Raw genomic sequence first — 14,865 nt, 5'->3', positions numbered from 1 at the left:
CCCTGTGGTTATGGGTCCTGCTTTCGCAGGGACGACAGCGGAGCCTGCTCTGCCTCACATCGGCGGCGCAATCCCGTCGCGGCCGACATTGACGCGGTTGGCTTCCAGCGTGCCGTCATCCTTCTTCAGCGCGCCGAAGATGATGATCTTGGCGCCCGGCTTCAGCTCCGACTTGTCGCCGGCGACGAAGGTGACGACCGGGGTGCCCGGCGGCACCACGACTTTCTTCTCGCCGTCCTTGTACTTCACCGTGATGTTCTGGCCGTCGGTGCCCTTCACGGTCTCGGCGACGGTGGCGTTGGTCATGGTCGAATTGGCGCGCAGGTCCCAGGGGCGGAAGCCTTCGGCGGCGCCGCGCTGGTTCTCCGGGAAGATGTGAACCGCGATCGCCTTCTGCGTTCCGTCGGGCTCGGGCATCGCGGTGACACCGATATAGGAACCGGGCTTGATCTCCGACAGATCGGTCTTGGCGACGCCGAACACCGCGACGTTGTCAGTGGTCCGCACCTTCATGTCGGCACCGTCGCGCGACTTGATCGACAGCATCGCGCCGTCGACGGCCTCGATGGTGCCGCGGATACGCACCGCCGGCGGCTGCTGCGCGGATGCAGCCGAGGCAAAGGCAACAAGAAGCAATGCGGCGAACAGCGTCGATTTCGGCATGGTGTCCCTCATGGGTTGGGCTGGCGAATCAGGGAACACCGGGGAGTTGGTGGTATTCCGTGCAAGCCACAACTCCTCGCGGAAGCGACGGCTCACACGACAACTACGCGCCGGACGAGGGAACTGTTACTGCGATAACGGACAGGTGATGCGCTCGCGTGTTCTGATGTAGCCCGTTCAGATCGTCATTCCGGGATGGTCCGAAGGACCAGACCCGGAATCTCGATATCCCGACGCTTCGCATCGCCCCGGGATGACATTGTGCGTCACATCGGCGGCGTAAGGCCGTCGCGGCCGACGCTGACGCGGTCGGTCTCAAGCGAGCCGTCCGGCAGTTTCTTCATGAAAGCGATGACCTTGGCGCCGGCCTTCAGGTCCGCCTTGTCGCCGGGAACATAGGTCACGACCGGTGTATCGGGTGCGACTTCCACCTTCTTCTCGCCGTCCTTGTATTTGACCAGCAATGTGTGGCCGTCATTGCTGACGACGGATTGCGCGACGGTCGCATTGGTCATGCTGCTGTTCGGCTTCAGATCGTACGGCCGCGAGCCTTCGCCGGTGCCGCGCATGTTCTCCGGGAAGACGTGCACCTCGACCGCCTTCGGCGTGCCGTCGGGGCCGGGCACGGTGGTCGTGCCGATGAAGGAACCAACCTTGATGTCGGACAGCGCGATCTTGGTGAGACCGAGCACCACCATGTTGCCTGCCATGTGCAGCTTGACGTCCTCGCCGCTGCGCGACTTCACCGCGAGCGTATCGCCGTCGACGCTCTCGACGGTTCCACGCACCCGCGTCGGTGTCGGCGGCTGCTGCGCGAGCGCGTAGAGCGTGGACACCGTCACCATCGCAAGCGCGATGAACGGCCGAATGAGATGGGAGCGGCTGGCAGGCATGACTGATCTCCGGGAGGGAACGCGGGGGGACTAACACCAGACCCCGTTCCGGAGATGCTATTCCAGGCCTCAAGTCTTTGTGAGATCGGCCTCAACAAGCGTGCGCAGTTCCGGCGTGACCTGCGGACGCCGCCCGAACCACAATTCGAAACCGCGCACCGCCTGATGCAGCAGCATGCCGAGTCCATCAGCGGTCTTCAGACCACGCGCCTCTGCCGCCGCAAGCAGCGGCGTCACCAGCGGCACATAGACGAGATCGGAAACGACCGCGTGTTGCGGCAGCAGACCGACATCGACCTCGAGCGCGGGCTGACCATGCATGCCGAGCGAGGTGGTATTCACCAGCAGGCCGGCGCGCGGCAGCAGCTTATCAACCGCGTCCCATGTCGCGGGATGAACCCGCGCGCCGAATTGCTCGGCCAGCGCGCGGGCGCGATCGATGCTGCGGTTGACCAGATGCACGCGCGCGATGCCGCGCTCGATCAGGCCGAACACCACCGCACGTGCCGCGCCACCGGCGCCGAGCACCAGCGCGTCCTCCGTCTTGTCCCAGCCGGGCGCGCAGGCGTCGAGATTGTTGATGAAGCCTTCGACATCGGTGTTGGTCGAGCGCAGCTCGCCATCGGCGAACCACAGCGTGTTGGCGGCGCCGACGGCGCGGGCGCGCGCATCCGGTGCCGACAGCGCCAGCGCGCGCTCCTTGTGCGGAATGGTGACGTTGGCGCCGACGAAGCCGCGCAGCGACAGGCGGAACAGGAAATCCTTGAAGTCCTCCGGCGGCACCGCCTCGATCACATAGCCGCCCTCGATGCCGAGCGTGCGCAGCCAGTAATGATGGATCAACGGCGAGCGGGAATGCGCGGCGGGCCAGCCGATCAGGCACGCGGCGCGGGTTTTGCTTGAGGACGTCATGATCGTGACATCGGCCAAGGCGGGCGCGCTGTCAATGCGTCCGCTTCGCGGTTGCGGCAACCAGCGCGCTGAGGGCGAACGCGGCGGCTGCGGCGAACCAGATCGCGGCGAGGTTGATCCAGCCATAGGCCAGCCCGCCGGCGAGCGCGCCCGCGACCAGCGCCGCCCACAGCAGCAGGTTCGGGAGCCAGGCCCAGCCCGCACCGCCTGTGAGCGCGGCGGCGATCAGCTGACCGGCCTTCACCAGCGCCCCGGTGACATAGGTGAGGCCGAGCCCGGCCCCGCCTTCGAGCTGGAATACGGCGTTCTCGAGCCCCATCGCCAGCACGATGGCGGCGACCGCGGCGTTCGACAGGCCATAGGCATAGGCCACCGCCGCCGCCGTGAGCAGCCACGCCTCGATGAGCAGGAGCAGGGGCTGGCGATGCACCAGCGCGCTGAGCACGATCAGGCTGCCGGCTGCGGCGCCGGCGACGAACAGCACGATCAGCTCCAGCGCTTCCAGCGCGTGCTGCCAATGCCCCTCGGCCAGCGTCACGCCAAGCCGCGTCGAGTTACCGCTCATGAAGGAGACGAACAGCCCGCCGAGATGCAGATAGCCGATGCCGTCGACATAGCCGGCCATTGCGCTGAGCGCGCAGGCCAGCGCCAGGTTACGGCGGGATTCAAGCATGCTGGCGGAAACTGCCTCATAGGAAGGGAATCACGGGCGCTATCTTGGCCCGTCATTCCGGGGCGATGCGACAGCATCGAACCCGGAATCTCGAGATTCCGGGTCTGGTCCTTCGGACCATCCCGGAATGACAATTCGATCACGCCGCGTCGCGATGCGCGGCGATGATCTGGTCGGCGGCGCGGCCCGTCACTTCGGCCATGCGGTCGAACTGGCGGGTGAAGGTGCCGGCGCCGGCGGTGGCGGAGCGCAGTTCGACAATCAAGTCGCCGATCTCCGATTCCGGCATCGTGGCGCGGACGCAATCCCAGCCGATCCAGCCGTCGCGGGTGTCGAAGCCGAGGATCTGGCCGCGGCGCGCCGACAGGATCGCGTTGATCTTGGCGGTGGCGTCGGTCGGACAGACGATCTCGACCATATGGATCGGCTCCAGCAGCACCGGCTGGCACTGCGGCAACCCTTCGCTGACCCCGATCCGCGCCGCGGTACGGAACGCGAGATCGGACGAGTCGACGCTGTGATAGGAGCCGTCGGTCAGCGTGACGTCGACGTCGATCACGGGGAAGCCGAGCGGGCCGCGCGCCAGCGCGTCGACAACGCCCTCTTCCACCGCGCCGATATAGTTGCGCGGCACCGCGCCCCCGACCACTTTCTCGTGGAATTCGAAGCCTGACCCGCGCGGCTTCGGCTTGATGTCGAGCACGACGTCGCCGAACTGGCCATGGCCGCCGGACTGCTTCTTGTGCCGGCCGCGCTGGGTGATCGGCTTGCGGATGGTCTCCTGATAGCCGATCGCCGGCGGATGCGATTTGACGTTGACGCCGTAGCGGTCCTTCAGCCGCTCCTGCGCCACGCGCAGATGCATCTCGCCCTGCCCCCACAGCACGGTGTCGTGGGTGCGCGGGTTCTGGATCATTGTCAGCGAGGGATCTTCCTCGTTCAGCCGCAGCAGCGCCTGGCCGAGCTTGACATCGTCCTTGCGGTCGGTCGCGGCAATCGAGATCGACAGCACGGCCGCGGCCGGCTCGACCTTGACCAGCGAGGCCGGCGCCGTCTTGCCGCTCGAGACCGTATCGCCGGTCTTGATCGCATCGAGCTTGCCGAGCGCGACGGTGTCGCCGGCCTCGGCCTGCGGCCGCTTGCTGTCATGCCCGCCCGAGACCGCGAGGATGCCTGAGACGCGTCCGCTCTCGCCGCTTGAGGATTGCAGCGTCGCGCCGTCGTCGAGCCGGCCCGCAAGCACGCGCGCCAGCGACAGCTTGCCGCCGTGCTGCAAGTGCACGGTCTTGAACACGTAGGCCAGCGCATCCTTCTGATCCTTGATGCCGAGCCGATCGGCGGTCTCGGCAACGCCGGGCGCCTCATGGCGCAGCGCCTTCATCAGGCGCAGCACGCCGTTCTCGCGGCTCGCAGCGCCGAGCAGCACCGGACAGATCTGCCCATCGCGCAGTTCGCGGGCGAGATCGTCGAACACGGCATCGCGCGGCGGCTGGATATCCTCCAGCAACTGCTCCATCAGCGCGTCGTCATGGTCGGCAAGCTTCTCCAGCATCGAGAAGCGGGCTTCCTTCTCGCGATCGAGATTGCCGCCCTCGAGCGCCATCACCTCCGACGGCTTGTGCTCGCGATAGACGAAGGCGCGCTCCAGCGCGAGATCGACAAAGCCTTCGATCAGATCGCCGTTCCAGATCGGGATCTGGCGCAGCACCAGCGGCACGCGCGAGGCCGGCTGCAGCGTCGCAAGCGTCTCGCGGACGCGCTTGTTGGCGCGGTCGATCTTGTTCAGGAACAGGAAACGGGGAATTCCGAGCTCCTCGAGCTCGCGCAGGATGATCTGCAGCTGCGGCAGCTTTTTCTCGTCGGCTTCGCAGACCACGACCGCGGCATCGACCGCCGGCAACGCTGCACGCATATCGTGCGCGAATTCGATCGAGCCGGGACAATCGATAAAGGTGTAGCTGTCCCCCATAAAGGTGGTGGTGGCGGCGGTCAGGCCTACGCCCATCTTGTGCTGACGCGCCTCGGGGCTGGCATCGCCGACGGAGGTTCCGGCATCGACGCTGCCGGCAGTTTTAATGGCGCCAGTGCGCGCCAGGATCGCTTCCAGAAGTGTGGTTTTACCGCTTTGGAAAGGGCCCACCAATGCGATGCACCGTGGACCTCGGGGACTTCTGACGTCTTGTCCCATTGCCGCCTCCTCGTTTTGGAGCTCGGCCCATGATTGGGTCGGCGACCGTTTATGCTCTGCCTGCGCTTGACATTTGGCAAGCGGGAAAAACGTCGCTGCGGTGCGGCGTCGCGGAGGTTTGCAATTCCGAGCCATCGTCCGGACAATTGCATCCGCTGCGTCAGTTCCTTCGCGCAAGTCCCGGAGAAATCTCGCGCCAGCGTATCGCAAGGTCGAGCAGGCGTTGCACGGCGGGCGAGACATCTTCTTCACGCCACGCAATCGTGAGCGGCGCCGTAACCGCCGGCGCGGCCAAGCGGACATACGCCACGCCGCGACCGGTCTGCGCGCGTGCCGCGGCCTCCGGGACGAGCGATACACCGACGCCGGCGGCGATCAGGCCAATCGCGGTTTGCAGATGCAGCACCTCCTGCGCGAGTCGCGGCGTGAATCCGGCGGCCTGGCACGCGGCGACGATCAGGCCGGTGACCGATGGCTCCGGCCGCGCCGGATAGAGCACGAAGGCATCATCGGACAATTCGGCAAGCGCAATGTCGTCCCTCTCGGCAAGCGGATGCGCGCGCGGCAACGCCGCGACATAGGGCTCCTCCAGGATCAGGCGCTGGGCAAGACCCGCCTCCGGCAATAGCGCCGGGCGTGCGAAGCCGACATCGATCCGGCGTCGCCGCAGCGCTTCGGCAATCTCGGCCGCCAGCATCTCGTCAAGCACGAGCTCGACGTCGGGACAGGCGTCGCGATAGCTGCCTATGATATCGGGCAGACCGGCGAACATCGCGGAGCCGACGAATCCGATCGCGAGCTTGCCGGCCTGGCCGCGCCCGACGCGCCGCGTGTCCGCAACCGCGGCCTCGAAATTTGCGAGCAGGGAGCGGGCGCGCGCAAGCAGCAGCTCGCCCGCCTCGGTGAGCCTGACAGGACGGCTATTCCGCTGCAGCAACGTCACGCCGAGTTCGTCCTCGAGCTGACGGATCTGCTGGCTTAGCGGCGGTTGCGCGATGTGCAGCCGCTCGGCCGCGCGGGTGAAGTTCAATTCCTCGCCGAGCGCCACGAAATATCTGAGATGTCGCAATTCCATGCCGTCGGTATAGCACGGCGGCGGGTGCCGTCAGTCATACGCAATAGCTCTGCAACCGTATCGAACGAGTATTGGACCGGACGCGCGAACGCGGACAGCCTGCGACAAAGCAAAGGGAGTCCCCATGACGGCGCTGGAAAAAGCCTTCGCAGAAGCAGCCGCGGCAGGCATTACGCAACAGAAGATCGATATCGGCGATTTGCGCGTCAATGTCGCGCGCTTCGGCAAAGGGCCGCCGCTGCTCCTGCTTCACGGCTGGCCGGAGTTCTGGCTGGTGTGGCGCCCGCTGATGCTGCGCCTCGGCGACAGTTTTGAACTGATCGCGCCCGACTTGCGCGGCTGCGGCGACACCGGCAAGCCGACAACGGGGCCCGATGCGTCCGCCACCGCGGAGCGCCACGCGCTGGATATGTTTGCCGTCATGGACGCGCTCGACTATCAGCGCTTCGGCGTCATCGGCGGCGATCTCGGCGCCTACGTCATGCAGGCGATGTCGCATCGACATCCGCAGCGGCTGATCGGCACGCTCTATCTCTGCACGCCCTATCCGGGCCTCGGCCATCGCTACGGCCAGCCCGGCCACCTGATCGAGGTCTGGTATCAATACTTCCAGCAGCTGCCATGGGCCGCGCAATTGGTCGGAAGCTCGCGCGAGTCATGCCGGCTCTACTTCCGGCATTTCCTCGACCACTGGTCGGGCGACGATCCCGCGGTGTTCGGCGACCTGCTGGAAGCCTATGTCGACAACTTCATGAAGCCGGGCAACATCCAGGGCGGCTTCGACTGGTATCTCTCGTCCGCGCCCAATCGCCGGCTCTGGCTGGAAGGCAAGCTGCCGGCGCAGCCGCGCATCGACGTGCCGTCGCGCTTTCTCTGGGGCCGCCGCGATCCGTTGATCGCGCCCGAATGGTCGGACAGGTTGGGAGACTATTGGAGCGAACCTTCGATCAGGTTCGTCGAGACCGGGCACTATGTTCACGCCGAGGCGCCCGGGATCGTTGCCGAAGAAGCAAGCGGCTTCTTCGGCAAGCTGATCAACCGCACGGGCGCGCGTTAGCGGCCCGGACGCAGCTCCAGGCTCTCGAGGCCGGCGGCGATGTTGATGCCGACCTGGCCCTGCACGCTGAGCGGCTGCAGGGCGATCGTGTTGTCGGAGCCGCCGACCAGCACGTTGCCGCCGACGCCGACACCGAGCGTCGCGCTGCCCTGCGCGCCGGCATAGTTGCCGGAGAGCGCACCCGGCCCGAGCCGCTCCACCGGCGCATAGACGCCCCAGGCCAGCGCCGATTCCTGGGTGATGCCGAGATCGATGCCGACCTTCTGGATGGTCGCGATGTAGCGATCCTCAGGCAGACCATTGGCGCGGAGCACGCAACCGAGATGGGTCACGGAACCGACGATGAAGCCAACGCTCGCGCCGCCGCGGCATTCAAGGACGCCGACCTGCACGCGCTGGATCGGCTGTTGGGCGCTGGCGCCAACGATTGCGGTCAGCGTGGCAATGGCAGCACCGGCGAGGCGAGTGAAGCGACGCATGTTGGGAAGTCTCCGGCTGAGAGGCATGACGCGAGCAGAGAACCGAACGGCGCCGTGTCTGCGGCGCCGTTCGCATCCTATGCCACAACATCGAACGTCCAGCCAGAATTTGCGGTGCCCGCCACCGATTGTCAGGAGATGTTGCGGCGCTGCTATGTTCCTCAGGGTCTGCCGATTGATCGAGCAACGGACAGCAAACAACAGACAAATCGGGATAGGGGGAGTCTCGCGACTCTCCCCTCCCACACCACCGTACATACGGGTCCGTATACGGCGGTTCACCGGATTAAGCGCGAACGGTTTGTTTTGCGTCCGCGCCAGAGGCTCAGATAGTGGTCTCCGTCGTGTCGGCTTCGGCCCCTTTGAGCGGCGCCGTCCGGGCTTCACCCTTTCCCGCCGCTCCAAAGGCCAGTGACCTGGATTTCAGCCGCATGGCCGGCTCGAGGCTTCCACATCCAAACGTCTTTCCAGCGTTCGGGCCTTCAGCGAAACTCGTTCCGCCTACTATGCCGTCTGCTGACTTCTCCGTCGCGATCACGGACCTTGCGGCCCGCTCAGTCCGGTCGCCCGGACACGCCGAAGATCTCCCGAGGTAAGTTCGACCGCCTTCCCTGCACGCCCGCCGGATTTACCACCCCAACCCTTGATGACTGTGGACTTTGCGATCATTGGCTCGCTCGTCCGGTTGGGTAGGCCTCGTTATCCGGTTTTTGTCCATCGGGCCGCAGGTTTGCTCCACGCTTCCTTCAGACCCCACCTCGCGATGACGCCCTTGCGCTTCGCTAACCCTTCGCCGCCATCAGGCTGGGTAAAGGACTTCCACCTCCAAGCTGTCGAACATGCTCGGCACACCAAAAAAAGAGGCCCGCTTTCGCGGGCCTCTTTGATCGGACACCGACCAGCTTAGAGCGTTTTCGAGCGAAGTGGATACCGGTTCGCGTGAAGAAAACGCGTTAAGACAAATCTAGTGGTGGTGATGATGACGGTGGTGACGATGATGACGGCGCGGACCGCCGTAGGCGACCGGCTCGAGATCGATCCCGGCGATGCCGGCCGCAACGTTGAGGCCGGTCTGGCCCTGCACGCTGACCGGCTGCAGCGCATAGGCATTGTTCGGGCCGCCGAACAGGAAGTTACCGCCGGCGCCGAGGCCGACCGAGGCGTTGACGCCGACGCCGCCGTAGCTGCCGGCCAGCGCACCGCGCGGGAGCTGGGTGGTCGGCGCGCTCACGGCCCAGGCGAGCTGGGTCGTCGCGGTGACGCCGAGGTCGACGCCGATCCGCTTCACGGTCGCAACATAGGGCTCGGGCCGACGGCCGCCGCTCTGGAACACGCATTCGAGGCGCGCGACAGAGCCGACAACGAAGCCGACATTCTCGCCGCCCTGGCATTGCAGGACCCCGGCTTGAACCTGAGGCGCCGCGTTGGCGGTGGCGAACGGCGCCAGCAACGCAAGCGCTGCAAGGGTGAGGGTCGAAAGTCGCATTATCTGTCTCCGCAAGGTGAACTGAACTGAATTCGCGCGGCGGACAGGAAGGAAGGCTCGTGTCCAAAACAAGGCAGTGCGCAAAGCGGCCGTAAAAACTTCCCGCGTGTGGCATCGATGTTCGCACACACGCGCGTGAGGTGAGCTGGATGTGATTTGACTCGTCGAATCTACTGGCGCGATTTCGGCGCACAAACAAAAACGCTCCCGCACCAGGTGCGGGAGCGTTTCTTTAAGTTCGGATCGAACTACCGCAGATTACCGCAGAAGCGCTGGATGCGCTTGCAGGCATCCTCGAGATCGGAGGTCTTGGTCGCATAGGAGATGCGGAACGCGGGTCCGAGCCCGAATGCCGATCCCTGCACCACGGCGACGCCTTCGCTCTCGAGCAATTCGGTAACGAACGCCTCGTCGTTGTCGATCAGCTTGCCCGACGGCGCCTTCTTGCCGATCGTGCCGGCGCAGGACGGATAGACGTAGAACGCGCCTTCCGGCCGCGGGCACTCGATGCCGCTCGCCTGGTTGAGCATCGACACCACGAGGTCGCGACGCTCCTTGAACACCTTGTTGTTCGCGGCGATGAAGTCCTGCGGACCGTTGAGCGCCTCGACCGACGCCCACTGCGCGATCGACGACGGGTTCGAGGTCGACTGCGACTGGATCGTCGCCATCGCCTTGATCAGCTGCGCCGGGCCGCCGGCATAGCCGATGCGCCAGCCGGTCATGCAGTAGGCCTTCGACACGCCGTTCACGGTCAGCGTGCGATCGTACAGGCTCGGCTCGACCTGCGCCGCCGTGGTGAAGACGAAGTCGTCATAGACGAGGTGCTCGTACATGTCGTCGGTCATCACCCAGACATGCGGATGCTTGACCAGCACGTCGGTGATCGCCTTGAGCTCGCTCTTCGTATAGGCCGAGCCGGTCGGGTTCGACGGCGAGCACAGGATCACCCACTTGGTCTTCGGCGTGATCGCCTTCTCGAGATCTTCCGGACGCAGCTTGAAGCCGGTCGAGGCCGGGCACACCACCGGCACCGACTCGCCGCCGGCGAGCGCCACCATCTCGGGATAGCTGACCCAGTACGGCGCCGGGATGATCACCTCATCGCCCGGATTGATGGTCGCCATCAGCGCGTTGTAGAGCACCTGCTTGCCGCCGGTGCCGACGATGACCTGGTTCGGCTTGTAGGTCAGGCCGTTCTCGCGCGCGAACTTGTTGATGATGGCTTCCTTGAGCTCCGGAATGCCGCCGACATCGGTGTACTTGGTCTTGCCGGCCTCGATCGCGTGGATCGCTGCCAGCTTGATGTTGGCGGGCGTATCGAAGTCAGGCTCGCCGGCGCCGAGGCCGATGACGTTGCGGCCCGCGGCTTTCAGCGCGCGTGCTTTGTCCGTGACCGCGATCGTCGCGGACGGCTTCACACGGTCGAGCGCAGCGGACAGGAAGGCCATTATCATCTCCTGGCAAACGTCGTGAGCCGTAGGGCCACGACTTGATTTGAATGGGATCGCGGCACCCTAGGCCTGTCGCCGCTGCACCGCAAGAAGCTTGGCGGTAAAGCACGAAAACTTTCGCGCATGGCTCGCGGCGCGCGCAATTTTCCGCAAGTTCCGGCACCGGATGACTCATATCCGGCAAGCCCGCTCCGGTCTTGCCGGCGGGCCCTTCGGCGGCATGCACCAGCGCGGATTGCTCCGAGGACAATGCCGCGCGGCAACCTGCCTGACGGCGCTAGCGGCGGGTCGTCAACGCAGACCGGCGCGTCGTGCCGCCAAGGATGGCGCGTTAAGGTTTGTGAATTTCAGCGCGCCCGCCATGGTCGCGACCTTGGCGATCGACCGGCACCGTGCAGAGCGTCGCGCAGGCGTGATCCGAGTTGTTCTGCCGTGTGGATGGAATCGTTCTGCACGTGTGCAGTGCAGTAGACGTTTCGACTTTTTCCACACTGCAGGGCTTGCGACGCACCCCCGTCAGCATCATTGTTTAGCGGCGTTGCGGTGTGACAGGCCGCGCAATTTTTAAGCGTACCGTCTCCCTGACCGAGTGAACCACGACGCAATGTACAAGCTCTATTCGATGCAGCGCTCCGGCAACAGCTACAAGGTCCGGCTGGCGCTTGCCGTGCTGAACACGCCGTACGAGGCGATCGAGATCGACATCCTGCGCGGCGAGAGCCGCACGCCGGAATTCCTGGCCAAGAATCCGAGCGGCCAGGTGCCGCTGCTCGAGGTCGCCGAGGGCCGCCATCTCGCCGAGTCCAATGCCATCCTCTGGTATGTCGCGATCGGCACGCCGCTGGCGCCGGAGTCGCGGATAGAGCGCGCCGAGGCGCTGCAGTGGATGTTCTTCGAGCAGCACGCGCTGGAGCCGAACATCGGCGCTGCCTATTTCTGGCTGTCGCTGGTCAAGGGCGGACGCGACCTGCAGACGCACGCGCTGGAGGACTGGATGGAGCGCGGCTATGCGGCGCTGCAGGTGATGGAAAATCACCTCAAGGAACACGCCTATTTCGCCGCCGGACAGCTCACCGTCGCCGACATCGCCCTTTACGGATACACCCACGTCGCCGACCGCTGCGACTTCGACCTGGCGACCTTTCCGTCGATCCGCGCCTGGCTCAAGCGGGTCGAGCAGACCCCCGGATTTGTCTCGATGGACTGGCAGCCTGGTACCGAGGCCGAGCCTGAGCCTCGCCTCGCGGCCGGCGTCTGAACGGCCGGGTGTGAATCCAGGGAATAACGGGGAAACTGCCCAAATAACGGGCAAAACTCGCGCCACCGCCGTATTTTAGCCATTTTTGGACGGCGCCGCCGCCGCAATGTTGCCGGTGACAACCGGCAGATTCGCGCGGATGTCGCGAGTGATTCGCTCGCGGCCTGAGGGATTTAGACCATGAAACGGTGGTCCGGCACGGCAGGCTTCGATGGCCGCCCTGCCCCGGTGGCATCATCCCGGCTGACGAACGCGATCGCCGCGTCGCTCGCGCTCGGCGCGCTGACGTTGTGCCTGGTCGTCGCCGTGACGGTGCTGTCGAGCAACATCACCATGGCAACGGCGATCCCGGCGTAATCAAGCAATTTCCGGTTGGCACCTGATCCGCGGCAAGGCGCGGGAGAGACAGCGGCGCGACATGATGAAGACCCCCGTCGGACTGGTGACCGTGACGCTGTCGGCGGCGATCCTGCTGGCGGCATCGCTCCTGATCGTGACCGGCACGCAAGGCGAAGACCGCGCACGCCCCGCGCATGTCACGACGCCGACCGCCAAGCCGGCCCCGCACCACTAAAGCGCAATGAGATCAGGTCGAACCGCGGCGGCAGTGTGCTCCCTCGCCCCGTTCTTACGGGGAGAGGGTTGGGGTGAGGGGCTCTTTCCGCGTATTCGGAGATCGCTGCATTTGCGGAGAGTCCCCCTCACCCGGAACGCATCTAACGATGCCTTCCGACCTCTCCCCGCACACGGGGCGAGGTGAAGCATTAGCCCCATTTGTGGAAGATCAGAAACGCGCCGGCGGCGATGAAGGCAAATCCGAGCGCGTGATTCCAGCCCAGCGGCTCCTTCAGGTACAACACCGAGAAGGCGGCGAACACGACCAGCGTGATCACCTCCTGCATGGTCTTGAGCTGCGCCGCCGAGTAGACCGCGCTGCCCCAGCGATTGGCCGGCACCGCCAGCCAGTATTCGAAGAAGGCGATGCCCCAGCTCACCAGGATCACGATGGGGAGCGAATGATCCTTGAACTTGAGATGGCCGTACCAGGCGAAGGTCATGAAGACGTTCGAGGCGAACAGCATCAGGATCGGCAGCAGCGACGGCGAAATGGCGGGCATCGAATGTCCTCTTGCAAGCAAAGCACGCGGTAACCCGCAGGCACGGAACCGGGTTCCGTGCCGATCTGCATATCATTTGATTTGAAAGCAGCGAAAGCTGGTTCGGCCCCCGCAACGCCCGCTTAACGGTCGGGACGGAAATGCCGGCGCGGTTGCGGCCCTGTCGTCAAACTGCGGCTTTATCGTTCGTTTGATAGATAGCGAGAACGCGCATGCGGTTCGACTGGCGTGCAATTTCAGGTCCGGCCCTGACGGCGATCACGGCATCCGCCGCCTTCCTGCTCGATCGCCTCGTTGTCGCCGTCCCCAATCCCGCGCCGCTGTTCGTCTGCATCGTGGCGCTTGCGAGCTCGATCAGCGGCATCACCTCCGGGCTGATCTCCGCCGCGATCGCGGTGGCCGCCTCGGCGCTGTTCTTCCTCAATCATCGCGCGCTGCCCGGTTACGACACCGCCGACGTCGCGCGGATGCTGATGCTGGCGGCGACCGCGGCCGGCACCGCCGTGATCACCGGAATGCTACGGCAGAAATGGATCGACGCCTTTGCCGCGGATCAGCAGCATCACGCCACCGCGGAGCGGCTCGCAGCCGCGCTCGACCAGGTCGACATCGGCATCGTGCTGCTCGACGCCGACACCCGCGCCGAATTCATCAACCGCGCCTTCCGCGACTATTTCGCGCTGTCGGATGCGCAGGCCGAGAGCAAGCCGCCCTTCGTCGCGCTGATGTATCACGGCCGCGACACCGGCGCCTATGAACTGCCGGAAGACGAGCTGAGCGCATTCATCGCCGAGCGCATCGCGATGATGCGCGCCGGCGACTCCACGCCGATCAATCTCAACCTCGCCGACGGCCAGGTGCTGCGCTTCAGCTGCACCGCACTGCCGGACGGCGGCCGCATGCTGAGCTACACGCCGGTCACCGACCTCGTGCGGCACACCGACGATCCCGCCAAGGCCGATGAATATCGGGCCCAGCGCGCCGGGCGCGAGCGCCGTCTGGCGCGGCTGCTGCGCGCCGCCGAGTGAGGCGCGACCTCGTCCGCAATTGATCCTGCGAGATAGCGACGGTAGAACCTTGCGAGCGGTGCCGAGGCATCGCCCGCAACCGCAGGATCATCCAGGGATGTCCATGGCCGACGACGTCACCATCCGCTTCATCACCCGCGACGACTACGCCCAGTGGCTTCCTCTGTGGGACGGCTACAATGCTTTCTATGAGCGATCCGGGCCGACCGCGCTCGCGCCCGAGATCACCGCGATGACGTGGGAACGCTTCTTCGATGCCTATGAGCCGGTGCACGCGCTGGTCGCCGACGCCGGCGGCAGATTGCTCGGGCTGACGCATTATCTGTTTCACCGCTCGACCACCGCGATCGCGCCAACCTGCTATTTGCAGGATCTGTTCACCAGCGAAGCCGCACGCGGCAAGGGCGTTGGCCGCGCGTTGATCAACGGGGTTTACGCGCAGGCCAGGCTCGCGGGATCGCCACGCGTCTACTGGCAGACGCATGAGACCAACCACACCGCGATGCAGCTTTATGACAAGGTCGCAGACAAGCCGGGCTTCGTCATCTATCGCAAGATTGTCTGAGCGGATCTTCGCGGCC

General features: G+C 65.3%; 16 protein-coding genes. 6 read left to right on the top strand and 10 right to left on the bottom strand.

Annotated features, from left to right (window positions below):
* Positions 1–54 precede the first annotated feature (54 nt).
* The 6 genes from ACVWZM_RS26425 to ACVWZM_RS26400 form a co-directional block, all read right to left on the bottom strand.
* Complete coding sequence (locus tag ACVWZM_RS26425; protein WP_057015947.1) at positions 55–663, bottom strand: single stranded DNA-binding domain-containing protein; 609 nt, start codon at positions 661–663, stop codon at positions 55–57.
* A 266-nt stretch (positions 664–929) separates the two neighbouring features.
* Positions 930–1,508 (bottom strand): hypothetical protein, encoded by a 579-nt coding sequence (locus ACVWZM_RS26420; RefSeq protein ID WP_194295382.1) that lies wholly within the window; start codon positions 1,506–1,508, stop codon positions 930–932.
* Positions 1,509–1,625: 117 nt separating this feature from the next.
* Positions 1,626–2,468, bottom strand: a complete 843-nt coding sequence (locus ACVWZM_RS26415) for a shikimate dehydrogenase (RefSeq protein WP_456855301.1) — start codon at positions 2,466–2,468, stop codon at positions 1,626–1,628.
* Positions 2,469–2,499: 31 nt separating this feature from the next.
* Entirely contained in the window at positions 2,500–3,141 is a 642-nt protein-coding gene (locus tag ACVWZM_RS26410) for a YoaK family protein (RefSeq protein WP_057015948.1), read from the bottom strand.
* Positions 3,142–3,280: 139 nt separating this feature from the next.
* The gene (locus ACVWZM_RS26405; RefSeq protein WP_253606878.1) at positions 3,281–5,329 is read right to left on the bottom strand and encodes an elongation factor G; all 2,049 of its coding nucleotides are present in this window, start codon (positions 5,327–5,329) and stop codon (positions 3,281–3,283) included.
* Between the two features lie 160 nt (positions 5,330–5,489).
* Complete coding sequence (locus ACVWZM_RS26400) at positions 5,490–6,404, bottom strand: LysR substrate-binding domain-containing protein (RefSeq protein WP_456855300.1); 915 nt, start codon at positions 6,402–6,404, stop codon at positions 5,490–5,492.
* A 124-nt stretch (positions 6,405–6,528) separates the two neighbouring features.
* On the opposite strand from ACVWZM_RS26400, the gene ACVWZM_RS26395 reads away from it, so the two are divergent.
* A complete protein-coding gene (locus tag ACVWZM_RS26395) occupies positions 6,529–7,461 on the top strand; it encodes an alpha/beta fold hydrolase (RefSeq protein ID WP_456855299.1) in 933 nt (310 codons plus the stop codon).
* Here ACVWZM_RS26395 and ACVWZM_RS26390 read toward each other — a convergent pair.
* The 3 genes from ACVWZM_RS26390 to ACVWZM_RS26380 form a co-directional block, all read right to left on the bottom strand.
* The gene (locus ACVWZM_RS26390) at positions 7,458–7,940 is read right to left on the bottom strand and encodes a DUF992 domain-containing protein (RefSeq protein WP_168859258.1); all 483 of its coding nucleotides are present in this window, start codon (positions 7,938–7,940) and stop codon (positions 7,458–7,460) included. The two genes, ACVWZM_RS26395 and ACVWZM_RS26390, sit on opposite strands and share 4 nt — an antisense overlap.
* Positions 7,941–8,904: 964 nt before the next feature.
* The gene (locus ACVWZM_RS26385; protein WP_057015953.1) at positions 8,905–9,426 is read right to left on the bottom strand and encodes a DUF992 domain-containing protein; all 522 of its coding nucleotides are present in this window, start codon (positions 9,424–9,426) and stop codon (positions 8,905–8,907) included.
* A 248-nt stretch (positions 9,427–9,674) separates the two neighbouring features.
* Positions 9,675–10,877, bottom strand: coding sequence for a pyridoxal phosphate-dependent aminotransferase (locus ACVWZM_RS26380; protein ID WP_028340563.1), 1,203 nt, complete (start codon positions 10,875–10,877; stop codon positions 9,675–9,677).
* Between the two features lie 607 nt (positions 10,878–11,484).
* On the opposite strand from ACVWZM_RS26380, the gene ACVWZM_RS26375 reads away from it, so the two are divergent.
* The 3 genes from ACVWZM_RS26375 to ACVWZM_RS26365 all read left to right on the top strand — a co-directional run bounded on the left by ACVWZM_RS26375 (position 11,485) and on the right by ACVWZM_RS26365 (position 12,712).
* Positions 11,485–12,138 (top strand): glutathione S-transferase family protein, encoded by a 654-nt coding sequence (locus tag ACVWZM_RS26375; protein WP_057015955.1) that lies wholly within the window; start codon positions 11,485–11,487, stop codon positions 12,136–12,138.
* Positions 12,139–12,318: 180 nt separating this feature from the next.
* Positions 12,319–12,495, top strand: coding sequence for a hypothetical protein (locus ACVWZM_RS26370; RefSeq protein WP_168859259.1), 177 nt, complete (start codon positions 12,319–12,321; stop codon positions 12,493–12,495).
* Positions 12,496–12,556: 61 nt separating this feature from the next.
* The gene (locus tag ACVWZM_RS26365) at positions 12,557–12,712 is read left to right on the top strand and encodes a hypothetical protein (protein WP_168859260.1); all 156 of its coding nucleotides are present in this window, start codon (positions 12,557–12,559) and stop codon (positions 12,710–12,712) included.
* 190 nt (positions 12,713–12,902) lie between these two features.
* On the opposite strand, the gene ACVWZM_RS26360 is transcribed toward ACVWZM_RS26365, so the two are convergent.
* On the bottom strand, positions 12,903–13,256 hold the full coding sequence (locus tag ACVWZM_RS26360; protein ID WP_028336063.1) for a DMT family protein: 354 nt from the start codon (positions 13,254–13,256) through the stop codon (positions 12,903–12,905).
* Between the two features lie 212 nt (positions 13,257–13,468).
* Here ACVWZM_RS26360 and ACVWZM_RS26355 point away from each other — a divergent pair, with 212 nt between their 5' ends.
* Positions 13,469–14,284 carry a PAS domain-containing protein gene (locus ACVWZM_RS26355; RefSeq protein WP_076829885.1) on the top strand — a complete coding sequence of 272 codons (816 nt, stop codon included), beginning with the start codon at positions 13,469–13,471 and terminating at the stop codon, positions 14,282–14,284.
* Between the two features lie 103 nt (positions 14,285–14,387).
* On the top strand, positions 14,388–14,849 hold the full coding sequence (locus ACVWZM_RS26350) for a GNAT family N-acetyltransferase (RefSeq protein WP_057015132.1): 462 nt from the start codon (positions 14,388–14,390) through the stop codon (positions 14,847–14,849).
* Positions 14,850–14,865 lie beyond the last annotated feature (16 nt).

Source organism: Bradyrhizobium sp. USDA 4501, from assembly GCF_054062115.1.
Note: the sequence above shows the minus strand (reverse complement) of the source record. Positions and strands in the feature narration are given on the sequence as shown.